The 25,857-nt window shown below is 74.7% G+C and carries 8 protein-coding genes; all 8 read left to right on the plus strand.

The features are described 5' to 3' along the window. The first annotated feature begins 739 nt into the window (after positions 1-739). The gene (locus tag O7606_RS03600; RefSeq protein WP_281597559.1) at positions 740-1,549 is read left to right on the plus strand and encodes a helix-turn-helix domain-containing protein; all 810 of its coding nucleotides are present in this window, start codon (positions 740-742) and stop codon (positions 1,547-1,549) included. Positions 1,550-1,758: 209 nt separating this feature from the next. Next, positions 1,759-1,983 carry an MbtH family protein gene (locus O7606_RS03605; protein WP_281597560.1) on the plus strand — a complete coding sequence of 75 codons (225 nt, stop codon included), beginning with the start codon at positions 1,759-1,761 and terminating at the stop codon, positions 1,981-1,983. A gap of 45 nt (positions 1,984-2,028) precedes the next feature. After that, positions 2,029-10,143: a non-ribosomal peptide synthetase gene (locus O7606_RS03610; RefSeq protein WP_281597561.1), complete on the plus strand. Its 8,115-nt coding sequence runs from the start codon at positions 2,029-2,031 to the stop codon at positions 10,141-10,143. After that, entirely contained in the window at positions 10,143-17,960 is a 7,818-nt protein-coding gene (locus O7606_RS03615) for a non-ribosomal peptide synthetase (RefSeq protein ID WP_281597562.1), read from the plus strand. The genes O7606_RS03610 and O7606_RS03615 overlap by 1 nt, the downstream gene beginning before the upstream one ends. A 34-nt stretch (positions 17,961-17,994) precedes the next feature. Beyond that, entirely contained in the window at positions 17,995-19,770 is a 1,776-nt protein-coding gene (locus O7606_RS03620; RefSeq protein ID WP_281597563.1) for a carbamoyltransferase C-terminal domain-containing protein, read from the plus strand. Then, entirely contained in the window at positions 19,767-23,339 is a 3,573-nt protein-coding gene (locus O7606_RS03625; protein WP_281597564.1) for an amino acid adenylation domain-containing protein, read from the plus strand. The genes O7606_RS03620 and O7606_RS03625 overlap by 4 nt, the downstream gene beginning before the upstream one ends. Further along, positions 23,332-24,555, plus strand: coding sequence for a cytochrome P450 (locus O7606_RS03630; protein ID WP_281597565.1), 1,224 nt, complete (start codon positions 23,332-23,334; stop codon positions 24,553-24,555). The genes O7606_RS03625 and O7606_RS03630 overlap by 8 nt, the downstream gene beginning before the upstream one ends. After that, entirely contained in the window at positions 24,556-25,833 is a 1,278-nt protein-coding gene (locus O7606_RS03635; RefSeq protein WP_281597566.1) for an MFS transporter, read from the plus strand. Positions 25,834-25,857 lie beyond the last annotated feature (24 nt).

Below are 25,857 nucleotides of genomic sequence, written 5' to 3' on the forward strand. Positions count from 1 at the left end.
CGGAGGGCGGACGACCGGGGGGCGCACGCGCGGCGGACGTCGTCGGGGTGGACGTCGCCGGGGTGGACGTCGCCGGGGCGGACGTCGCCGGGGTGGACGTCGCCGGGTGCCGCGCCGGATGGCGGGCGTCGGGATGGCGGGCGTCGGCGGGGGCGCCTGTCATTTCTTGACGCCGGGAAGAGTTTGAATTCCGATTGAATCGAACGTCGATATTTCCGATATGTGGTCATGTTACAGCCAGGTAAAGTCGGCTGGTCCGTGGCTTTCCGGGCAGACGTTATCGCCGGACCGAAAATCTTGATCACATTTTCGGAGCGTCCGCTCTGGCGTGCTGCTCCGCGATCTGGTGCAATATGACGATCCTCGATACGTATGGCTCGCGGCCCCGGCTGCGATAGAGCGTTTCGGGGCCAACGCGTTCCGTATGGGAGAGTGTTATGGAAGCTGACCCTAAGAGGGTAAGCGTCCGATTTTTCCCGCCGCCCGAGCGGGCGTGACCCGACCGCCAGGCGGACGAAACGGACGTCCCGGAGCTGAACCTCCTGGATGTCCTCCGACTTTTCCCGGATCGACCGGTCGACACCGGCGGCCGTCTCCGGGGCGTCCCGGCGTCGCCTGGGTCGGCGCGAGGGGCAGCGGTCAGGTCGGCCGGCGTCGTCGCGGCCGGTGGACGGGTTCGGAGCGGGGTGGCGTGGGTGTGGACGACCATTCGAGGCTGCTGCTCCGAGAACGAGGGATGATGACCAGCAGACGACAGGTTTCGGCGGATCTGAACAGCGACCTGGGCGCCTATGTGAAGGCGTGGCGTCACCGGCTCGCCCCGGACGACCACCAGGCGCCCCGACACCGTCGGCGGCGGCGGTCGAACGTGACCCAGGAGGAGATCGCCGACGTCGTCGGGGTCAGCGTCGTCTGGTACAGCAACCTGGAGCGCGGCGTGCGGGCCAACTACTCGGACGCGTTCCTCGACGCGGTGACCGAGGCGCTGCGCCTGAACCGGTACGAGCGGGAGCTGATGTACCTGCTGGCGATCGGCCGCATGCCGGCCCCGGCCCTGACCGGCCCGGACCCGGGCGCCCTGGACCCGGCCCTGCGGCACTTCGTCGAGGGCCAGCGCTGGGCGACCTACGTCCTCGACCGGTACGCGCACGTGGTGCTGCACAACGAGGTGTGCGAGAGCTACTACCCCTGGCTGCGCACCGATCCCAGCTACTCCCGCTGGCTGTTCACCGACGCCGACGCCCGCCGGCGGCTGGTCAACTGGGAGAGCGACTGGGTGGCCCCGCTGCTGACCGAGCTGCGGATCACCCGGGCCCGGCACCCCCAGGACACCGGCATCGCCGCGCTCGTCGACGCCTGGCTGGAGACCAGCCCCGAGGTCCGTGGCCTGTGGGACGACCACGCCCAGCCGTACCCGCTGCGGTCCCGCCGGGGCATGCGGCTCTCCGGTGACCAGCAGACGACGCTCGTCGACGTCGTCACCCTGACCGACCCGAGCGTGAACGACCTGCAGATCGTGTCGCTGCTGCCGGTCGCCGGGGAGGCGTAGCGACACCGGGCACGGGTGACCACGGGCCGGGCGCGGCGGATGCCGCCCCGGCCGCGACGCGTTGCCCGACCTTTTCCCCACCCCAACTGTCAGTTGGGGAAACTGACAATTTCTGGTGCGTTCGGCGTGCCACTCGGCACGATGCTGCTTGCCGATATCGGCGTCGAGGTCGACGCCGTCGGCGACCCCGACGTGGACCGGAGGCGAACATGAATCCATTTGACGACGAAAACGGCACGTTTTTCGTGCTGGCGAACGCGGAAGGGCAGCACTCGCTGTGGCCGGAATTCGCCGAGGTCCCGGCGGGCTGGACCGTGGAGTGGGGCCCGGGCGGCCGGGAGGAGGCGCTGCGGCACGTCGAGGAGAACTGGCTGGACATGCGACCGAAGAGCCTCGCCCTGGCGATGGCGCGGGCCGAGAAGCAGGGGCGCTGACGTTCGGTGGACACAGCAGGTGATCAGTCTGGCGGGAGGACCCCCATGGTCGAGGACGACCGGCGTCGGCCGTTGAGCAGCGAGCAGCAGCAACTGTGGTTCCTCGCCCAACTCGCTCCGGCGAGCGCCGCCTACCACGTCCCGGTGTCGTGGCGACCGGGGGCCGCCGTGCCGCTGCCGCAGGCGGTCGCCACCGTCAGCCGCCTGCTGGCCCGGCACGACGCGCTCTTCGTGGCCTTCGAGGAGGTCGCCGGCGTCCCCACGCAACGCCCGCTGCCCGACCGCGGGTTCCCCCTGGAGATCCACGACCTGACCGGCGTCCCGGCGGCGGACCGCGACGCGCGTCGCGCCGACGTCGTCCACACCGTGTCCCGGACGCCGTTCGACCTCACCGCCGGGCCGCTGGTCCGCGGGGCGGTGTTCGCCGTCGACGGCCTGGTGGACCTGATCCACCTGACCTTCCACCACATCGCCGTGGACGGCCTGTCGCTGCAGATCATCGAGGGGCAGCTCGCCGCCGGCCTGGCCGCCACCCGGGAGACCGCCACCGGACCGACCGCCGGCCGGGACCCCCTCGCCGGACCGGACGACGCGCCGACGACCGGAGCGACGTACGTCGAGCACTGCGTCCGGCAGCAGCGGTGGCTGGACGGGCCGGAGGCGCGGCACGCTGTCCGACGCCGCGTCGACCAGTTGCGCGGCGCGCCGGAGCTGCTCGACCTCGGCCGTGACCTGACCCGGCCGCGGACCTTCACCCACCGCGGCGAGACCCTGCGGTTCGCCGTGCCGGCCGACCTGCGCGGCCGGGTGACGGCCCTGGCCCGAAGCAGCGGGATCACCCCGTACGTGGTGCTGCTCGCCGCCTTCCATGCCTTCCTGCGCCGACAGACCGGCCAGACCGACCTGGTCGTCGGCACACCGGTCGCCGGCCGGGACGACAGCCGCTTCCTCGACGTGGTCGGGCTGTTCGCCGGCACGATGGTGCTGCGCACCGACCTGGACGGCGACCCGACCTTCGCCACCGTGCTGGATCGCACCCAGGAGTCGCTGCTCGCCGCCCTGGAGCACCTGGAGGTGCCGTTCGGCAGGCTGGTCGACGAGTTGGTGCCGCAGCGCGCGCCCAGCCACGGCTCGCTCGTCCAGGTGCTGTTCGCGTACCACGAGACGGCCCAGGGCAGCGGGTCGGACTTCCTGACCCGGGAGTTCGTGCCCACCGACACCGCCAAGCTGGACCTCACGTTCACCGTCTACGACACCGGTGACCGGTACGACGTCGAGATCGAGTACTGCACGGACCTGTTCCGGCGCGACTCCGTCGAGTACTTCTTCCGGCACTGGTCCCACCTGCTCTCCGGCGCGCTCGACCAGCCGACGCTGGCGATCGGCGACCTCGACCCGGCGGACGCGGCGGAGCGGTCGTCGGTGGCGTCGTGGTCCGCGCCGCAGGCGTCGTCGGCGGATGGCCCGGTCGGTGGTCTGGTGCATGAGTTGGTGGGTCGGTGGGTGGTGGGGTCGCCGGGTGCGGTGGCGGTGGTGTGTGGGGATGTGTGGTTGTCGTACGGGGAGTTGGGGGTGCGGTCGGATCGGGTGGCTGGGGTGTTGCGGGGGTTGGGTGTGGGTGGGGGTTCGTTGGTGGGTGTGTGTGGGGTGCGGTCGGTGGATCTGGTGGTGTGGTTGTTGGGGGTGTTGAAGGCGGGTGCGGCGTACGTGCCGTTGGATCTTGATTATCCGGCGGAGCGGTTGTCGTTGATGTTGGTGGATTCGGGTGTGTCGGTGGTGGTGGGTGGTCCGGGGGCGGCTGGTCGGTTGCCGGTGGGTGACTGGCGGGTCGTGGAACTCGACGCCGACGGGTCGCCGCACGCCGGTGGATCGGCCAACGGCGACGGGCCGGTCCCCACGGCCGCGTCGACGCCACCGTTGCCGGCGGTGCCGCCGGACAGCGCCGCGTACGTCATCTACACCTCCGGCTCGACCGGCCGCCCCAAGGGCGTCACCGTCACCCACCGCAACGCCGTCCGGCTGATCGCCTCGGCGGCGTCCCGGGACTTCCACTTCGGGCCGGACGACGTCTGGTCGATGTTCCACAGCCCGTCGTTCGACGTCTGCGTCTGGGAGATGTGGGGGGCGCTGACCACCGGCGGTCGACTGGTCGTGGTGCCGTACTGGGTGTCCCGCAGCCCCGAGGACCTGTACGCGCTCGTGCGGGACACGGGCGTCACCGTGTTCAGCCAGACCCCGTCCGCGTTCGTGCACTTCGAGGCGGCCGACGCCCGACTGGGCGACCCGCTGGAGCTGCGTTACGTCATCTTCGCCGGCGAGCCGTTGGACCACGGCTCGGTGCGCCGCTGGGCCGGACGGCACGGCTGGCGCAAGCCGGACCTGGTCAACATGTACGGCATCACCGAGACGACCGTGCACGACACCTTCCGTACCGTCGTACCGGACGACGTCTCCCGGGCCCTGACCCAGGTCGGTCGGCCGCTGGCGGACCTGGCCATCCACGTGCTCGACGAACGCCTGCGGCCCTGCCCGGTCGGCGTCGTCGGCGAGATGTACGTCGGCGGGCCGGGGGTCGCCCGGGGCTACCTCGGCCAACCCGGGCTCACCGCCGGACGGTTCGTGGCCGACCCGGTCGGCGACGAGCCGGGCGCCCGCCTCTACCGCAGCGGCGACCTGGCCCGCTGGCGACCCGACGGGAACCTGGAGTACGCCGGTCGCGCCGACCGCATGGTCAAGATCCGTGGTTTCCGGGTCGAGCTCACCGAGATCGAGGCGGTCGCCCACCAGCATCCGGGCGTCACCGGCGCGGTCGTCACCATCCGGGCCGACGACGCCGGCGCCCCGCAGCTCGTCGCGTACCTGGTGCCGACGCCCGGCACGACGGCCCCGGTCGCCGAGCTGCGGCAGTGGCTGGCCGACCGGCTGCCGGACTACATGGTGCCGGCGCGTTTCGTCGAGTTGACGGAGATCCCGCTCACCCCGAGCGGCAAGACCGACCACCGGCGGCTCCCCGACCCGGGCGACGTCCGACCGGCCGACAGCGGGGAGTACGTCGCCCCGGACGGGCCGGTGGAGCGGCGGCTCGCCGAGGTCTGGGCGGAGGCCCTCGGGTTGGACCGGGTGGGCCGGCACGACAACTTCTTCCACCTGGGCGGCGACTCGATCCGCAGCATCCGGGTGCTCGGCGCGGCCCGGGCCGGCGGCGTCACGTTCGAGTTGCAGGAGCTGTTCCACCGTCCGACGATCGCCGAGCTCGCCACCGTGTGCGCCGTGGTGGACGCCCCGCGGGACACCGAACGGCGGCCGTTCGCGCTGGTCGCCGCCGACGACCGGGACCACCTGCCGGACGGCCTCGCCGACGCGTACCCGATGACCGCGTTGCAGGTGGGCATGGTCTACGAGATGACCCGCGACCCGGAGCGGCTGCCGTACCACAACGTGGACAGCGTGAAGGTCCGGGCGCCGTTCGACCCGGTGCTCTTCCAACGGGCCGTCGACCACGTGGTACGGCGGCACCCGATCCTGCGTACGGCGCTGTCGCTCACCGACTTCAGTGAGCCGCTGCAACTCGTCCGCCGGGAGGCGACCCTGCCGGTCGGCTGGGCGGACCTGCGTGACCTCGACGAGGCGGCCCAGGACGAGATCGTCCGGGCCTACCTGGAACACCAGCGGGTCACCCCGTTCGACCACGACCGGCCGCCGCTGTTCCGGATGTTCGTGCACCGCCGCGGCGACGACGTGTTCCAGTGGACGCTCACCGAGCACCACGCCGTGTTCGACGGCTGGAGCCTGCACTCCACCCTCACCGAGATCTTCCAGGTCTACCTGGGGCTGCGCGACGGCGTCGAGCCGGCGCACCGGCCGCTGACCGCCCAGTACCGCGACTTCGTCGAGCTGGAACGCGCCGCCCTCACCTCGGCGGAGACCGAACGGTTCTGGCGGCAGCGGTTGGCCGACCTGCCCGACACCCGGCTGTCCCGGTGGCCGGACGGACCGACGCCCGAGCTGCCCGGCGAGGACCGGATCGCCGGCGAGTGGTGGTACGAGACGGACGAGCGGCAGCGCTACGGCTCGGTGGAGACGGTGCTCAGCCCCGAGCTGTGCGCCGCGCTGCGGGACCTGGCCGACCGGTGCGGCGTGTCGCTGAAGACCCTCTTCGTCGCGGCCTGTCTGCGTACCGTCGGCTACGCCACCGGCTCCACCGACGTGCTGGTCGGGGTGACCGCCAACGGTCGGCCCGAGGAGCGCGGCGGCGACGAGGTGCGCGGGTTGTTCCTCAACACGCTGCCGTTCCGGCTCAGGCTGCCCGACGGCGCGTGGACCGACCTGATCGGGGCGGTCTTCGCCGCCGAGCGCGACATGCTGCCGCACCGCCGGTTCCCCATGTCCGAGGTGCAGCGTCGGCTCGGCCTGGACCAGCCGGTCAGCGTCAACTTCGTCTACAACCACTTCCACGTGATGGCCGACGTGCTGGCCGACCGCAGCGCCGAGATCCTGGACGGGAAGATCGGCAGCTTCTCCACCGTCCGCGCCGAGCCGACGAACTTCCCGCTCAACATCGGCGTGGTCCGCGACCCGGTCTCCGACCGGGTGCTGCTGGCCGTGGACTACCACACCGACGCCCTGCGGGCCGAGCAGGTCAGACTGCTGCGCGACTGGTTCGTCCGCGCCCTGTGGGACATGACCGGCACGCCGGACCGGCGGTACCTGCGGGAACCTCTGGCCGGCGCGGCGGAGCGGGCGCTGGTGGCGTCCTGGTCGGCGGCGGACCGGTCGGTGCCGGAAGGGCTCGCGGTGGACGGGTCGTCGGCGGATGGCCCGGTCGGTGGTCTGGTGCATGAGTTGGTGGGTCGGTGGGTGGTGGGGTCGCCGGGTGCGGTGGCGGTGGTGTGTGGGGATGTGTGGTTGTCGTACGGGGAGTTGGGGGTGCGGTCGGATCGGGTGGCTGGGGTGTTGCGGGGGTTGGGTGTGGGTGGGGGTTCGTTGGTGGGTGTGTGTGGGGTGCGGTCGGTGGATCTGGTGGTGTGGTTGTTGGGGGTGTTGAAGGCGGGTGCGGCGTACGTGCCGTTGGATCTTGATTATCCGGCGGAGCGGTTGTCGTTGATGTTGGTGGATTCGGGTGTGTCGGTGGTGGTGGGTGGTCCGGGGGCGGCTGGTCGGTTGCCGGTGGGTGACTGGCGGGTGGTCGAGCTCGACGGCGACGACCCGGCCCCCGTCGACGAGCCCGGCCCGGCGACCGCCGTCATCCCGGACAGCCCCGCCTACGTCATCTACACCTCCGGCTCGACCGGCCGCCCCAAGGGCGTCACCGTCCCGCACTCCGCCGTCACCCGGCTGCTCGGCTGGGGTCGGCGCTGGCTGGACGCCGGCCCCGACGACGTCTGGTCGATGTTCCACAGCGCCTCTTTCGACTTCTCCGTCTGGGAGATCTGGGGGGCGCTGACCACCGGCGGTCGACTGGTCGTGGTGCCGTACTGGGTCTCCCGCAGCCCCGAGGACTTCCACCGCCTGGTGGCCGACAGCGGGGTGACCGTGCTCAGTCAGACCCCGTCCTCGTTCGCCCAGTTCGAGGAGGTCGACGCCCGGTCGCCCCGGCCCGACGCGCTGCGCTGGGTGGTGTTCGGCGGTGAGGCGCTGGACCACGGCTCGGTGCGCCGGTGGGCCGACCGGCACGGCTGGGCCGGCCCACGCCTGGTCAACATGTACGGCATCACCGAGACGACCGTGCACGTCACGGAACGGATCCTCGACGCCGGTGACGTCGGCGCCGGCCCCAGCCGGATCGGCCGGCAGGTGGCCGGGCTGACCACCCACGTCCTCGACCCGATGCTGGTGCCCGTGCCGCTCGGCGCGACCGGCGAGCTCTACGTCGGGGGCGCCCGACTGGCCCACGGCTACCTGGGTCGACCCGGCCTGACGGCCGGCCGGTTCGTCGCCGACCCGTACGGCGACCGGCCCGGCGGCCGGCTCTACCGCAGCGGCGACCGGGTCCGGCTGCGCCCCGACGGCGACCTGGAGTACGCCGGCCGGACCGACGACATGGTGAACATCCGGGGCTTCCGGGTCGAGCCCGGCGAGATCGAGGCCACCCTGGTCCAGCATCCGGAGGTCGGCACGGCCGTGGTGACGCCGCGCGGCGACCAGGCCGGGCATCCCGCCCTCGTCGGCTACGTCGTGCCGGCCGGCGCGGCCACCCCACAGGCGTCGGCGGTACGCGAATGGCTGCGCCAGCGGCTCCCCGAGCACCTGCTGCCGGCGCGGATCGTGGTGCTGGACGCGTTGCCGCTGACCCCCACCGGAAAGGTCGACCGGGCGGCGCTGCCCGATCCGGAGCTCGACGGCTCGCTCACCGGGCCACCGCCGCGCACCCCGGCCGAACGCGTCCTGTGCCAGCTCTACGCGGAGCTGCTCGGCGTGTCCGACCTCGGTGTCGACGGCAGCTTCTTCGAGCTCGGCGGGGACAGCATCATGTCGATCCAACTGGTCAGCCGGGCCCGCCGCGCCGGCCTGGTCATCAAACCCAAGGACGTCTACCAGCAGCGCACCGTCCGGGCCCTGGCCGCCGTGGCGACCACGGTGGACGGGGTGGACACCGAGGCGGCGGACGACGGCGTCGGGCCGGTGCCGTTGACGCCGATCATGGCCTGGGCCCGGGAACAGGGCGGCCCGGTGGACGCCTTCAGCCAGTCGGTGCTGGTCCGGGCGCCCGCCGAGGTGACCGTGGCCCAGCTCGGGGAGGCGTTGCAGGCGCTGCTCGACCAGCACCCGGCGCTGCGGCTGCGGGTCCGGCCCGGCCCCGCGGGCCCCGCCGCCGACGGGAGCACGACCGGCGGGGCGGACGCCGCCGGTGACGGGGACGGGCCCTGGGAGCTGGAGATCCCGCCGCCCGGAGCGGCCCGTGCCGAGGGCTGTCTGCGCAGCGTGGACCTCACCGGAGTCGACCCGGCCGACCGGGCGGCGCTCGTCGCCGCGCAGGCGCGGGCCGCCCGCGACCGGCTCCGCCCGGAGCAGGGCGCCCTCGTCCAGGCCGTCTGGTTCGACGCCGGCCCGACCGGTGACCACCTGCTGTTGCTGGTCGTGCACCACTTCGCCGTCGACGGGGTCTCGTGGCGGATCCTGCTGACCGACCTTCAGGCGGCCTGCGCCGCGCTCGTCGCCGGTGAGCGGCCCAAGCTGGAACCGGTGGGCACCTCGCTGCGCCAGTGGGCCCGCCGGGTCGCGGCGCTGGTCGACGACCCGACGCACGCGGCGGGCCTGCCGGTGTGGACCCGGCTGCTGGACCGGCCGGAGCCGACGCTGGGCAGCCGGCCGCTGGACCGCGCCGTCGACGTCTTCGCCCGGCTGGAGACGCTGTCCCGCACGGTGCCGCCGGAGCACGCCGCGGCCGTGCTCACCACCGCCCCCGCCGCCTGGCGGACCGGCGTGAACGACATCCTGCTGACCGCGCTCGCCCTGGCGCTGCCGCCCTGGCGGGCCCGGCTCGGTCGCGGCGACCACGACGACGTCCTGGTGGACCTGGAGGGCCACGGCCGCGACGGGCTCGTGCCGGACGCCGACCTGTCCCGCACCGTCGGCTGGTTCACCAGCATCCACCCGGTACGGCTCGACGCCGGCCCGGTCGACCGGAGTCGGCCGCCCGTCGGCGGGCCGGTGGTCGACGCGGCGGTGAAACGGGTCAAGGAGCAGCTCCGGGCCCTGCCACCCGGCGGCGGGTACGGCGTCCTGCGCTACCTGGACCCCCGGGGCCGGGCGGTGCTGGCCGGGCTGCCCGCCCCGCAGGTGGCGTTCAACTACCTCGGCCGGTTCCCCGCCGCCGACGACGGCGACTGGGGGCTGGCGGAGGAGGGGCTGGCGCTGCGCGGCGGCGCGGACCCCCGGCATCCGGTGCCGCACGTGCTGGAGATCGGCGCGGTGACCGTCGACGGTCCGGCCGGCCCGGAGCTGCGGACCACCTGGTCGTGGCCGGCGGGCGTGCTGACCGGGGCCGAGGTGGCCGACCTGGCGGACGCCTGGCAGACCGCGCTGGCGGCGATCGTGACCGCCTCGACCACCTCCTCGGTCGGCGGGCACACCCCGTCGGACCTGGCGCTTGTCGCGCTGACCCAGGAAGAGATCGACGAACTCGAACAGGAACTCTCGGCGGAACAGGGGGCGGCGTGATGAGCGCGTCGAGTATCGAGGACATCCTGCCGTTGGCCCCGTTGCAGGCCGGGATGATGTTCCATTCCTGGCGTCAGACGACGGGCCCGGAGGTGCAGACCGCGCAACTGATCCTGGACCTGACCGGTCCGCTGGACGTCGGGACGCTGCGCGCGGCGGCGGACGGACTGCTGCGCCGGCACCCCAATCTGCGGGCGGGTTTCCGGGAACGCCGCGCGGGCGCTCCGGTGCAGGTGATCGTCCGCCGGCCGGAGCTGGACTGGACGGAGCAGACCGTCCCGGCCGGGGAGGACCCGGAGGCCGCCCTGGCCCGACTCACCGAACAGGACCAGGGCCGCCGGTTCGACCTCCGCCAGGCCCCGCTGATCGGTTTCCGGCTGATCCGGGCGCACGACGAGCGGCACCGGCTGGTCGTCACGTACCACCACATCCTGCTCGACGGCTGGTCCACGTCCCTGCTGGTACGGGACCTGTGCGCGCTGTACGAGCGCGGCGGGGACGACGCCGGGCTGCCGCCGGCCCCGCCGTACCGCGACTTCCTGGCCTGGCTGGCCGCCCAGGACCGGCCGGGCGCCGAGGCGGCCTGGCGGGCGGCGTTCGCCGACCTGGACGGGCCCACCCACGTGGCACCGGTCGACCCGGCCCGGGTTCCGGTCTGGCCGGAGGCCCTGCCGGGCGAGCTGGACCCGGCGGCCACCGCGGCGCTCGTCGGGTTCGCGCGGCGGCACGGCCTCACCGTCAACACGCTGATCCAGGCCACCTGGGCGCTGCTGGTCGGTCAGCTCACCGGACGCCGGGACGTGGTCTTCGGCGCGGCCGTCTCCGGCCGCCCCCCGGAGCTGGCCGGCGCGGAGCGCATGCTCGGCCTGCTGATGAACGTCGTGCCGGTGCGGGTCCGACTGCGCCGCGACGAGCCGCTGTCCGGGCTGCTGGCCCGGATCCAGCAGGAGCAGGCCGAGCTGATCGAACACCACCACCTGGGGCTGGCCGACGTGCAGAAACTGGTCGGCGCCGGTGACCTCTTCGACACCTGCGTGGCGTTCGAGAACTTCCCGGACAGCGGCGACGACCTGCGCTGCGGGCCGGTACGGGTCGCGGTGGGCGCCGCCGACGCGGCCCACTACCCGCTGAGCCTGAACGCCGCCGGCGGCTCCCGGCTGCGGCTGCGGCTGTCGTACCGGCCGGACCTCTTCCCGGCGGGTTCCGCCCACGCGCTGCTGCGGCGGTTCACCCGGCTGCTGACCGACCTGCCCGCCCTGGCCGACGTGCGCGCCGGCCGCCTCGACCTGCTCGGCGGCGAGGACCGGCGCCGGCTGTCGACGCAGGGCCGCAACCCGTCGCCGGTGCCGGTCGCCACCCTGCCGGAGCTGGTCGAGGCGCGGGCCGCCGCCACGCCCGACGCGGTGGCCGTCCGCTCCGACCGGCACACGCTCACCTACCGCGAGCTGAACGTCCGCGCCAACCGGCTCGCCCACGCGCTGATCGACCGGGGGATCGGCCCGGAACGGTTCGTCGCGCTCGCCATGCCCCGGGGCGTGGACCTGGTCACAGCGATTCTGGCGGTCAGCAAGACCGGCGCCGGCTACCTGCCGGTCGACCCGGAGTATCCGCGCCCCCGGGTCGAGCAGATGCTGGCCGACGCCGAGCCGGCCTGCGTGGTGTTCGCCGGGCCGGACGACGCGCCGGTGGCCCGGGCCGCCGCGGTCGCCGCCGGGTCGGCCCGCCTCGACCTCGCCGACCCGGCGGTACGGACGGCGCTGGCCGCCCGCCCCGACCACGATCCCACCGACGCCGACCGGGTCGGCCCGCTGCTGCCCACCCACCCCGCGTACGTGATCTTCACGTCCGGCTCCACCGGGCGGCCGAAGGGCGTCGTCGTCACCCACCAGGGCATCAGCAGTCTCGCCGCCACCCAGGCCGACCACCTCGGCGTGGACGGCCGGGCCCGGGTCCTCCAGTTCGCCTCGCCCAGCTTCGACGCCTCCTTCTGGGAGCTCTGCATGGCGCTCACCGCCGGCGCCGCCCTGGTGGTGCCGACCGAACGGCTGCTCGTCGGCGACCCGCTCGCCGCGTTCATCCGGGCGCACGGCGTCACCCACGCCACGCTGCCGCCGGCGGTGCTCACCCAGTTGACCGTGCAGCCGTTGCCGACCCTGCGGTCCCTGGTGCTGGCCGGTGAGGCGTGCCCCGCCGAGCTGGTGTCCCTCTGGGCGCCGGGCCGGCGCATGGTCAACGCGTACGGCCCGACCGAGACCACGGTGTGCGCCACCCTCAGCGCCGACCTGTCCGCCGACCACGTCGACCCCGGGGCCGCCGTGCCGATCGGCCGGCCGGTCCGCAACTGCCAGGTGTACGTGCTCGACGACGACCTGCGGCTGACCCCCGCCGGCGTGGCCGGTGAGCTGTACGTGTCCGGTCGGGCCCTGGCCCGGGGCTACCTGCGCCGGCCGGGCCTGACCGCGACCCGGTTCGTGGCCGACCCGTTCTCCCCCGGGGAGCGGATGTACCGCACCGGCGACCTGGCGCGCTGGCGGCCGGACGGCGACCTGGAGTTCGTCGGCCGGGTGGACGACCAGGTGAAGGTACGCGGTCACCGGATCGAGCCCGGCGAGGTGGAGGCGGCGCTGCTCCGGCACGCCACGGTCGGGCAGGCGGCGGTGGTCGTCCGCGAGGTCGGCGCGGGCGGCCGGCAGCTCGTCGGCTACCTGGTCGGCGCGGCGGGCCACCCCGCTCCCGACCCGGCGCAGGTGCGCGCCTTCCTCGCCGCCCAGCTTCCCGACCATCTGGTGCCGAACGTCCTCGTGCCGCTGGCCGCCCTGCCGCTGACCCGCAACGGCAAGGTCGACCGGTCGGCGTTGCCCGCCCCCGGGCAGGCGTCGGCGGCGACCCCGGACGACCTGCCCGACACCGGGACCGAGAAGCTGCTGTGCGAGCTCTTCGCCGAGGTGCTGGGGTTGCCCCGGGTCGGCGTGCGGGACAGCTTCTTCACCCTCGGCGGCGACAGCATCTCGTCGATCCAGTTGGTGAGCCGGGCGCAGAGCGCCGGGTTGCCGATCCGGCCCCGGGACGTCGTGCAGCACCCGACCGTCGCGCAACTCGCCGCCGTCGCCGACCTGGCCGCCGACCAGGCGGCCGGCGGGCCCGTCGCCGCCGGGGACGACGGGTCGGGCGAGCTGGACCCGACCCCGATCATGGAGTGGCTGCGCGCCGCCGGTGGACCGGTCGACGGCTACTACCAGTCCATGGTGGTGCCCGTGCCGGCGGCGGCCACCGGGACGGAGCTGACCGCCGCCCTGCAGGCCGTGCTCGACCGGCACGACACGCTGCGCATGCGGCTGACCCGGCCGTCCTGCTCCGACGGGCCGTGGCGGTTGGACGTGTCCGCGCCGGGCACCGTGCCGGCCAGCTCGGTGCTGCGCCGGGTGGCGGTCGACCCGGACGAGCCGGCCCCGGCCCGCCGGGCCACCGTGGCGCGCCAGGCCGCGGCGGCGCAGGCGCGGCTGGCCCCGGAGCAACGGGTCATGCTCCAGGCGGTCTGGTTCGACGCCGGCCCCCACCACCCCGGCCGGCTGCTGCTGGCCGCCCACCACCTCGCCGTCGACGCCACGTCCTGGCGGATCCTGCTGCCGGACCTGGCCGCCGCGTGGACGGCGGTCGCCGCCGGGCGGCGGCCCGAGCTGGCCCCGGTCGCCACGTCGTTCCGGCGCTGGTCGGCGCTGCTCGCCGAGGCGGCGACCCGACCCTCCCGCACGGCCGAGCTGGACCGTTGGCGGCGGACCCTGACCGACCCGCCGCCGCGGATCGCCGCCCGTCCGCTGGACCCGGCCCGGGACACCGCCCGCACCGCCCGGTCGCTGACCCGGACCGTCCCCACCGGGCTGTCGGCGGCGCTGCTCGGCCGGGTGACCGCCGCCTACCACGCCGGAGTCGACGAGGTGCTGCTCACCGCGTTGACCATCGCGGTCGCCGAGGGACGTCCCGGCGGGCTGCTGGTGGAGGTGGAGAGCCACGGCCGTACGCCGGTCGGAGCCCCCGACGGCCACGTCGACCTGTCCCGCACGGTGGGTTGGTTCACCAGCCTGTTCCCGCTGCGGCTGGACCCGCCGCCGGGGGCGGACCCGACCCGGCCGTACGTCGTGGACCCCGCCGCCGTGGCCGGCGTCGTACGACGGGTCAAGGAGCAGGTCAGGGCGGTGCCCGACCACGGCGTCGGGTACGGGCTGCTGCGGTACCTCAACCCGGACACCGCCCCCGAGCTGGCCCGCCTCGGCCGACCGGACCTCGGCTTCAACTACCTGGGCCGGCTGGCCGGCGGCGCGACGGAAACCGACTGGACCCCGCTGCCCGGGGACGCGCTGGGCGGCGACGTCGACGTCGACATGCCGCTGCCGCACGCCGTGTCGCTGAACGCCGTGGCCGTCGACCTGGCCGACGGGCCGCAGCTACGCGCCACCTGGACCTGGGCCGGTGACGCCGTCGACGAGGAGCAGGTCGGCGAGTTGGCCGACCGGTGGCTGCGGGCGCTGGGGACGCTGGCCGACGCCGTCGACGCGCCGACCGGCCGGCCCGCCGAGCGGGGCGGGTCGGCCGTCGGCGGCCAGATCCCGTCGGACTTCCCGCTGGTGACCGTCACCCAGGACGAGCTCGACGCGATCACGGCCGAACGGCCCGACCTGGTCGACCTGCTGCCGCTGGCCCCGTTGCAGGAGGGCATCCTCTACCACGCCGGCTACGCCGGCTCCGGCGCGGACCTCTACAGCGCCCAGTTGACGCTGGAGCTGACCGGCCGGCTGGACGCGACGGCCCTGCGCCGGGCCGCGCAGGACCTGCTCACCCGCCACCCCCACCTGGCCGCCGGATTCCGGCAGCGGCTCGCCGGACCGCCGGTGCAGGTGATCGGCCGGGACGTGCCGCTGCCCTGGCGGGACGCCGACCTGTCGACGTGGCCGGCGGCGGAGGCGGACGCCGGGGCCGCGCGGATCGCCGACGACGAACGCCGCCGACGCTTCGACCCGGCCCGACCGCCGCTGCTGCGGTTCTGCCTGGTCCGGCTGGGCGACGACCGGCACCGCCTCGTCTTCACCCACCACCACGTGCTGCTCGACGGCTGGTCGCTCTCCCTGGTCGTCCGGGACCTCATCGCCGGGTACGGGCACCACCTGGGCGGCGTCGCGCCGGAACCGGCCGTGCCGTTCCGCGACTACCTGGCCTGGCTGGCCCGACAGGACCGGCCGGCCGCCGAGGCGGCGTGGCGGCAGGCGCTCGCCGGTTCACCCGGGCCGACCCTGCTGGCCGGGCCCGGCGCGGCGCACCCGACGGCGTACCCCCGGGATCTCGTCGCCGAGCTGGACGCGGACCTGACGGTGACGCTGACCGCCCTGGCCCGGGAGCGCGGGGTGACCGTGAACACCGTCCTCCAGGCCGCCTGGGGGGTGCTGCTCGGCCACCTCACCGGCCGGGACGACGTGGTGTTCGGCACGCCCGTGTCAGGTCGCCCGCCGGAGCTGCCCGGCGTCGCGCAGATGGTCGGGCTGTTCCTCAACACGCTGCCGGTGCGGCTGCGCACCGACCCCCGGGAGCCGTTCGCCCGGCTGCTGACCCGGCTGCACGACGAGCAGTCGGCGCTGGCCCCGCACCAGCATCTCCCGCTGGGCGCGGTGCAGAAGCTCGCCGGCAGCCACGGCCCGCTGTTCGACACGCTCTACGTGTTCGAGAACTACCCGGTCGCGGTGGACGCCGCGCCGCGAATGGGGGACGCCACCGTCACCGACGTCGAGGGCCGGGACGCCACCCACTACCCGCTGGCCCTGGCGGTGCTGCCCGGCGACCGGATGCGGCTGCGGCTCAGCCACCAGCCGGACCTGGTCGACCCGCTCACCGCGGCGGCCATCCTGGAGCGGCTGCGGGAGCTGCTGCGCGTGGTGGCCGCCGACCCGACCCGGCCGGTCGGCCGGCTGGCCCCGCTCACCGGGGCGGAACGGCGGCTGCTCGCCGACGCCAACGACACGGCCCGGCCGGCGCCCGGGGCGATCCTGCCCGACCTGGTGGAGGCGCAGGTGGCGCGGACCCCGGACGCGGTCGCGGTGCGCTGCGGCGACGAGGAGCTGAGCTACGCCGAGCTGAACGCGCGGGCCAACCGGCTGGCGCACCTGCTGATCGGTCGGGGCGTCGGCCCGGAGCAGGTGGTGGCCGTCGGGCTGCCCCGGTCCACGTGGAGCCTGGTGGCCATCCTCGCCACGGTCAAGGCCGGCGCGGCGTACCTGCCGGTGGACCCGGACTATCCCGCCGCGCGCCGGGCGCTGATGGTGCGCGACAGCGACGCCGTCTGCGTGGTCGCGTCCCGGGAGACGGTCGGCGCGCTGGTCGCCGACGGCTGCCCCGCCGACCGGTGCCTCGCCCTCGACGATCCGGACGTCGCCGACCAGCTCCGCCGGCAACCGGCGACCGACCCCACCGACCGGCGCCGGACCGCCCCGACGCGGGCCGCGCACCCCGCGTACGTCATCTACACCTCCGGCTCGACCGGCCGACCGAAGGGCGTCGTCGTCCCGCACGAGGGCATCGTCAACCGGCTGCGCTGGATGCAGGACCGGTACCGGCTGACGCCGACGGACCGGGTGCTGCACAAGACCAGCCTCAGCTTCGACGTCTCCGTGTGGGAGATGTTCTGGCCGCTGGCCACCGGGGCCGGGGTCGTCGTGGCCAGCGCCGAGGACCAGCGCGACCCGGCCCGGCTGGCCCGACTGATCACCCGCGAGCAGGTCACCACCGCCCACTTCGTGCCGTCCGTGCTGGCCGCCTTCGTGACCGAGCCGGCCGCCGGAGCCGGGACCGGCCTGCGCCGGGTGATCAGCAGCGGGGAGGCCCTGGACCCGGAGCTGGCCCACCGGGTCCACACCACCCTCGGCGCGGAGCTGCACAACCTGTACGGCCCCACCGAGGCGTCGGTGGACGTCACCCACTGGACGGTGCCGGTCGGCGACCGACCGCGGACCGTGCCGATCGGCCGGCCCATCTGGAACATCCGGGCGCACGTCCTGGACGGCTACCTGCGACCGGTACCGCCGGGCGTGGTCGGCGACCTCTACCTGTCCGGCGTCGGTCTGGCCCGGGGCTACCTGCGCCGGCCCGCGCTGACCGCCGAACGGTTCCTGGCCGACCCGTTCGGCGCGCCGGGGGAGCGGATGTACCGCACCGGCGACCGGGCGGCCTGGGACGGCGACGGGCAGGTGGTCTACCACGGCCGGGACGACCAGCAGGTCAAGGTGCGGGGCTTCCGCGTCGAGCTGGGCGAGATCGAGGCGGCCCTGGCCCGGGGCGCGGACGTGGCCGCCGCCGGCGCGGCGGTCCGGGAGGACGTGCCCGGCAACCGGCGGATCGTCGGGTACGTGGTGCCGACCCCGACCGGATCGTTCGACCCGGAACGGCTGCGTGCCGAGCTGGCCGCGACCCTGCCGGCGTACCTGGTGCCGGCGCAGATCGTCGCGCTGGCCGCGATGCCGCTCACGCCCAGCGGCAAGCTCGACCGCGCGGCCCTGCCCGCGCCGCTGCCACCGGCGCCCGCCCGGGTCGACGCCGGGCCGGCCGACGCCCGGCAGACCCGGCTGTGCGAGCTGTTCAGCGAAGTGCTCGGCGTGCCGGTCGGCGTCGAGGACGACTTCTTCGACCTCGGTGGGGACTCGCTGACCGCGATGCGACTGGTGCACGGCGTCCAGTCGGCGCTCGACGTGGAACTGGAGATCGTCGAGCTGATGCTCCACCCGACCCCCGCTCGGCTGGCCGGACGCCTGCCCGAGCTGGTGCCGGCCGGCGACTGACGCCGATCCCATTCCTCTGACGAAGGTTGACGACATGTTGACGCTGGGATACAGCGGCCTCGACCGTGGCGCCGCGCTCAAACGCGCCATCCTCGGTGACGGCTGGCGGCGGGAGCAGCGGATCGTCCAGGGCCTGGACGCCGCCGCGGCGCTGGTCGACGAGACCGGGGTGCTCGCCGCCGCCGCCCAGGAACGCTACGACGGCGACAAGGGCACCGGCCGGTTCCCCCGGGACGCGATCGACGCCTGCCTGCGGGCGGCCGGGGCGACCATGCGCGACGTCGAGGTGGTGGCCCACGGCTTCCGGTACGAGCCGTCGCCGGTGTGGCAGCTCGACCACCTCTCCGCGCAGTGGTACCAGCAGGTGTACGCGCAGCAGGTGCAGCGGGACGTCTTCCACGCCCACTACCCGGCCGACCCCGCCGGGCCCCGGTTCGCGCACGTCCCGCACCACGAGGCGCACGCCGCCAGCAGCTACTACCTCAGCGGCTTCGCCGAGGCGCTGGTGGTGGTGGCCGACGGGATGGGCGAGCAGGAGTCGCTCACCGTGTTCGAGGGCCGGGGTCCCGAGCTGCGCCGGGTCGCCAGCTACCCGATCCTGGCCTCGCTGGGCATCCTCTACAGCGTCCTCACCCACTACCTGGGGTTCCAGGTGGGCATGGACGAGTACAAGGTGATGGGTCTGGCCCCGTACGGCGACCGGCAGCGCCACCGTGCCACCTTCGACGAGTTCGTGCAGCTCAAACCGGACGGCGGTCTGGCCGTGCCGCTGCTGTCGGCGAACAAGTCGCCGATGGAGCGGGAGACCCACCAGGGGGTGCTGCGCCGACTGGAGGAGAAACTCGGCCCGGCCCGGGAGCCGGACGCCGAACTGGGCCAGCACCACATGGACGTGGCCGCCGCCGGGCAGGACGCGCTGGAACGGGCCCTGCTGCACGTGCTGGGCGAGTACCGTCGGCGCACCGGCCTGCGCCGGCTCTGCCTGGCCGGCGGCGTCGCGCTCAACTGCACCGCCAACGGGGCGATCCTGCACAGCGGCCTCTTCGACGAGGTGTTCGTCCAGCCCGCCGCCGGGGACGACGGCGCCGCCCTCGGCGCGGCCCTGTACGCGGCCCGCCAGGCCCGACCGGCCGCCCCGACGGGCATGGCCATGCCGTACTGGGGCGACGAGCTGACCGGGCCCGACGTGGCGGCGGCGCTGCGGGACCTCGGTCCGGAGTTCACCACCCACCGGCTCCCGACCGACCGGCTGGTGGCCGAGGTCGTCACGCTGATCGGACGCGGGGCCACGGTGGCGCTGGCCCAGGGCCGGATGGAGTTCGGGCCGCGCGCGCTCGGCAACCGCAGCATCCTCGCCGACCCCCGGTCACCCACCATGCGGGCCCACCTGAACAACGTGGTCAAGCAGCGCGAGGAGTTCCGCCCGTTCGCCCCGGCGGTGCCCCGCGAGGACGCCGCCACCTACTTCGACGTTCCGCCGGGCACGGAGTCGGCGTTCCGGCACATGCTGATGGTCACCGGCGTGCGGGCGCCCTTCCGGGACCGGCTGCCGGCGGTCACCCACGTCGACGGGTCGGCCCGGGTGCAGGTGGTCGAGCGGGAGTCCGCGCCGCTGTTCTGGGCGCTGCTGCGCGAGACGGGCCGCCGTACCGGACTGCCGGTGCTGGTCAACACGTCGTTCAACCTGCGGGGGCAGCCGATCGTCCGGACCGCCGTCGACGCGGTCGCCACGTACGCCCGGTCCACCCTGGACGCCCTGGTCGTCGGGGACGTCCTGGTCACCCGGACCGGGCGGGAGGCGACCGCGTGAGCGTCGACCACGAGCCGACGACGGTCGACGCGACGCCGTACGCCGATCTCGTGCACGCCGCGTTCCGCCAGGCGCTGCGGCTGGCCGAGGTGCCGCCGGAGGCCGACTTCTTCGACCTCGGCGGGCAGTCGTTGCAGGCCGTCGAGGTGGCGCTGGAGCTGCGCCGGCGCACCGGCGTGCCGATCGACCTGGACCTGCTGTTCCGCTGCCGGCGGCCGGTCGACGTGGCCGCGTTCCTGGCCCGGCACGCCCCGTCGGCCCGGGAGACCCCGCTGTCGGCGACCGAGGAACGCATGCTGTTCCTGGACCGGCTGCATCCCGGCTCGCCGCTGTACTGCGTGCCGGTGCGTTACCGCTTCGACGGCCCCCTGGACGCCGGGGCCCTGCACGACGCGGCGCAGGAGCTGGTCGCCGACCACGAGGCGCTGCGGACCTGCTTCACCCCGGACGGTCGGCGGCTGGTCCGGTCGGCCGCCACGCTGCCCTGGACGGTGCTGGACCTGACCGGGGAGGACCCGGACCGGGCGGCGACCGAGGCCCGGCGGCACCTGGCCGCCGAGGCGGTCCGCCCGGTCCCCACCGACGTGCCGCCGTTGGCGCGCGCCTGCCTGGTCACCGAGCCGGGCGACCGGGCGACGCTGCTGCTGACGCTGCACCACCTGGTCGCCGACCAGCACTCCCTCGACCTGCTGGACCGGCAGCTCCAGCGCCGGTACGGCGACCGGGTCGGCCTGGGCCGCGACCTGCCGCCGCTGCGCCGCCGGGGCCTGGGCGGCCGGTCGGACGAGTCGGCGTCCCGGACCTACTGGCGGGAGCGCCTGGCCGGGGTGGGTGGCCGGATGACGCTGCCGACCGACCGGCCCCGGCCCGACGTGCCCGGCCCCCGGGGCGAGGTGGCGCAGGCCCCCGTCGCCCCGGCGCTGGCGGCCCGCCTCACCGAGCTGGCGGCGGCGTCGGCGGCGTCGGAGTTCATGGTGCTGCTGGCCGCCTACGCCGCCTTCCTGCGCCGGGTCGGCCGGCCGGCCGGCGTCCGTGCCGCCGACGCGTCGGACGTGGTGGTGGGGGTGCCGCTCAGCGGCCGTACGGCCGACGACGAGGAGACCGTCGGGATGTTCGTCAACGTCCTGCCGGTGCGCGTCCGGATCGACGCCGACACCACCTTCCGGGGACTGGTCGCCGAGCTGCGGGGGCTGGTCGCCGCGGCGCTGGCCCACCAGTGGACGCCGTTGCAGGAGCTGGTGGCGGTGGCGGGCAGGCCCGGTGACCACCCGTTGACCCAGGTGAGCATCTCGCACGTCGACGACCGGAGCTGGCACTGGGCGCCGGCCGGAGCCACCGTGGTCCGGGACGTCCTGCCCACCGGCACCGCCAAGTACGAGCTGCTCTGGACGGTCACCACCGACGCCACGTCGGCCCGGTCCTGCCTGGAGGCCAGCGGCGACCTGTTCAGCCGGGCCCGGACGGAGGATCTGCACGGGAAGCTGCTGGACACCCTCGACCGGCTCACCGCCGCGCCGGACGCCCCGGTCGTCACCACCCTGGACCCCGCCGGCCCTGTCGGCTCCGCCGACCCCGCCGGCCCTGTCGGCTCCGCCGACCCCGCCGGCTTAGTCGGCTCCGCCGGCCCTGTCGGGCGCGCCGTTCCGGCCGGCGACGGGTACGTCCGTCAGCCCGTCGACGGACCGGTGCACGAGCAGGTCGCGGCGCGGGCGCGGGCCCACCCGACGGCGGTCGCGGTCCGTGACGGGCAGCGGCGGCTTAGCTACGGCGAGCTGGACGCCGCCGCCGACGGCCTCGCGCGCCACCTGGTGGGTCTGGGCGTACGGCCGGGGGAGCGGGTCGCGGTGGCCGCCGAGCGCGGCGCGGACGCGGTGACCGCGTTCCTGGCCGTGCTGCGCGCCGGGGCGGCGTACGTGCCGGTCGACGTGGCGCAGCCGCCCGCCCGCAGCCAGGGCATCATGCGGGACAGCCGGGTCCGGCTGGCGCTGTGCGGGCCGGGCGCGGGGGAGCACGTGCCGTTCGGGGTGCCCACCGTGGACCTGGCCGACGCCCTGGCCGGGGCGTCCGAGGCGGCCGAGGCGGGCGAGCCGACCCGGGCGGCCCCGGCGGTCGCGGTGACCGTGCGGCATCCCGCGTACGTCATGTACACCTCCGGCTCCACCGGCGCGCCGAAGGGCGTGGTGGTCCCGCACGAGGCGATCGGTCGGCTGGTGCCGCGCTCCAACTTCCTGCGGCTGGGCCCGGAGGACGTCGTCGCGCACCTGTCCAACACCGCCTTCGACGCGGCCACCCTGGAGATCTGGGGCGCGCTGTGCGCGGGCGCGACGCTGGTGGTGGTGCCCCGCGAGGTCGCGCTCTCCCCGTACCGGATGGGGCAGTTCCTCGCCGAGACCGGCGTGACCGTCATGTTCACCACGAACGCGCTGCTCAACGCGATCGTGGCGCACGTCCCCGACGCCTTCGCCGGGCTGCGGGTGCTGCTGATCGGCGGGGACCAGTACGCGGTCGGCCCGCTGCGGCGGATGCTGGCCGCCGGCGGGCCGCGCCACCTGCGCAACGCGTACGGCCCGACGGAGAACACCACGTTCTCCGCCGCGCACGAGGTCGTCCCGGCCGACCTGGAGCGGGGGGTCGTCCCGATCGGCGGGCCGATCGACGGCGGCTACCTGCGGGTGCTCGACGACCGGTTGACGCCGGTCGCGCCGGGCGACACCGGCGAGCTGTACGTCGGCGGTCAGGGGCTGGCCGACGGCTACGTGGAGGACCCGGGGCGCACCTGCGCGGCGTTCGTCGCGGACCCATTCGCCGGCCGGCCCGGCGCGCGGCTCTACCGCACCGGGGACCTGGTGCGGCTGCTGCCCGACGGCGGGGTGGTGTTCCTGGGCCGCCGGGACGACCAGGTGAAGATCAGCGGCTTCCGGGTCGAGCTGGGCGAGGTGGAACGCGTCCTCGGTGACTGCCCGGAGGTCGGTGGGCACGCCGTCCTGGCGGTGACCGACGACGGGGTGACCGAGCTGGTCGCCGTGTCGACCGGCCCGGCCGACCCGGCGCGGGTACGCGAGTTCCTGCGGGCAAACCTGCCCGGGTACATGGTGCCGGCGCGGTGTCACCGGCTGCCCCGGCTGCCGGTCACCCACAACGGCAAGGTGGACCGGGCGGCCCTGCTGGCCGCCCTGGGCCGGACCACGGACGCCGCTCCCACCGCCCCCACGGCGGCCGGGACAGCGGCGCCGGCGTCCGGCACGGCCACACCGTCGCCGCCGCCGGCGTCCGGCACGGCCACACCGCCAGCGGCCGGCGGGACGGCGGTCGGCGCGGCCGGTGACCCGGTGTCGGCCGGTCTCGCGGACATCTGGCGGGACCTGCTCGGCGTCGCCGAGCCGGGCGCGGACAGTCACTTCTTCGCGCTGGGCGGCACCTCCATCAAGGCCCTGCACCTGGTCGGCGCGGTGCGCCGGCGGTTCGACGTCGACCTGCGGATCGTCACCGTGTTCCGGCGGCCGTCCTTCGCCGAGCTGGCCGAGGAGATCACCGGACTGGTCCGCGCGGACGGCCGTACCGATGGTTGAGCGCGCCGGGATCGACCTGGGCGACCCGGACCGTTACCTCGACCCGGACCGGTTCGCGTGGTGGCGGCGGCACGCCGCCGCCGACGCCGTGCTGTGGAGCGGGGCCGGCACGTCGCCGAGCGGCTTCTGGTCGGTCTTCTCGCTGGCCGACTGCCGGGCGGTGCTGTCACCGAAGGCGCCGTTCACCTCCGAGTACGGCATGATGATCGGCTTCGACCGGGACCACCCGGACAAGGCGGGCGGCGGGATGCTGGTGGTCGCCGACGGGCCGCAGCACAGCCGGCTGCGCAGCGTGATCATGCCGTTCCTGTCCCGGGCGATGGCCGAGTCGCTGGCGGACGCCGTCCACGCCGAGGTGCGGCGGCTCGTCGCGGACGCGGTGGCCGGCGGCGGCCTCGACGTCGCCGCCACGCTCGGCCCGGTGATCCCGGCGAGCGTGGTCTGCCGGATCCTCGGCGTGCCGGCGTCCGACCGGGACATGCTCATCGAGCTGACCAGCCACGCCTTCGGCGGCGCGGACGACACGTTCGACAAGATGTCACCGGACGCCGCCCACTCGGAGATGATCCTCTACCTGGCCGACCTGGTGGCGCGGCGTCGCCGGCAACCGGGGGACGACCTGATCAGCGCCCTCGCCGGTGACCACCGGCTGCACCTGCGTGAGGTGCTGCTCAACTGCGACAACGTCCTCGTCGGCGGCAACGAGACCACCCGGCACGCGATCGCCGGCTGCTTCCACGCCCTGGCCGGCGCGCCCGAGATCCTGGCCGGGCTGCGGGCCGACCCGGGTCTGGTCGGGGCGGCCGTCGAGGAGGTCATCCGGTGGACCTCACCGGCGATGCACGTGCTGCGGGTCGCCACCGCCGACGTCGACCTGCCCGGCCAGCGGGTGGCGCGCGGCGAGGCGGTGGTGGCCTGGCTGCCGGCGGCCAACCGCGACCCCCGGCACTTCGAGGACGCCGACGACTTCCGTCCCCGGCGACCCGCCAACCACCATCTGGGTTTCGGGCACGGCCCGCACCACTGTCTGGGGGCGGCGCTGGCCCGCCTCGAGCTGCGGGCGCTGCTGCTGGCGTTGGCCGAGCACGTCGAGTCGGTCACCGTGCTCGACGAGCCGACGCCGCTGCGGTCCAACCTCGTGCACGGCTACCGCAACCTGCGGGTGCGGCTGGAACCCGTCCACCATGCGCAGTCGACCCGAAAGGCGCTGAGTTGAGTGAGTGCGTTCAAGGACCGCCGGTTCCGGCGGCTGTACGTCGGCGACGCCCTGTCCGGCTTCGGGGACACCGCGCTGCTGCTGGCCCTCGGTATCTGGATCAAGGATCTCACCGGTAGCAACTCGGCGGCCGGGGTGGTGTTCCTGGCGATGGGCCTGCCGGTGCTGTTCGCCCCGCTGGCCGGCCGGCAGATCGACCGGGTCCGCCGCAAGACGCTGCTGATCGTCACCAACGCCGTCGCCGGTCTGGCCGTGCTGACGCTGCTGTTCGTGCGCAGCGCCGACCAGGTGTGGCTCATCTACACCGTCGCCGTGATCCACGGCTGCGTCGCCACGGTGCTGATGGCGGGCCGTAACGCCCTGCTCAAGGACCTGCTGCCGGCCGAGGATCTGGGCTCGGCCAACGCGGCGTTCGGCACCCTGTTCGGGTTCACCCGGATCCTGGCGCCGCTGGTCGGCTCCGGCATCTACGCCGCGGTCGGCGGTCCGACGCTGGCGCTGCTGGACGCGTTGACGTTCCTCGGCGCGATCATCGCGCTCGCCTCGGTGCGGGTGGTCGAGTCGTCGCCGGAGCCCAGCGGCGAACGGTTCGGCGACGAGTTGCTGGCCGGGCTGCGCCACATCCGGTCGGTGCCGCTGCTGTCGCAGGTCACCCTGGTCAGCGCCGTGGCGTTCGGGTCGGTGGGTTTCCTGGAGCCGGTCATCTTCGTGGTGGTCGAGGAGGGGCTGCACCGGCCGGCCGCGTTCTTCGGCGTGATCGTCAGCGTCCAGGGTGTCGGGTCGATCGTCGCGGGCTTCACCGGCGCGTGGCTGCTGCGCCGGGCCGGCGAGGCCCGGGCCATCGGCGGCGCGCTGATCGGGCTGGGCGTCGGCTGCGCCGCCCTGGCCGCCGGCGCGACACCTGTGGTGCTGGGCGGGGCCGTCGGGATCGGGCTCGCGGTCACCTGGTTCTCCATCGGATGGAACACCACCCTGCAACGACACACGCCGTCCCGGTTGCAGGGGCGGGTGTTCACCACGGCGGGCATGCTGGTGACGGTCCCGCAGACGGCGGCCATCGGGGTGGCGGCCGGGCTCATCGTCGTCGTGGACTACCGGATCCTGCTGGCCGTCCTGTCGGTGGTGATCCTGCTCTGCGGCCTGCGCCTGCTGACCCGCCCGCAACCGGCCCCGGAGGCCGTCCCGGCCGGCGTGCCGGTGACGCCGCCTGGCGCGGAGGCCGTCCCGGCCGGCGTGGAGGCGACGCCGGACCAGGCGGTCTCCGGCAACCGTTCCTGACCGACGACGTCACACGACCCACCG

The organism is Micromonospora sp. WMMD882 (assembly GCF_027497255.1).
In the GTDB taxonomy this organism is placed as follows: Bacteria; Actinomycetota; Actinomycetes; order Mycobacteriales; family Micromonosporaceae; genus Micromonospora.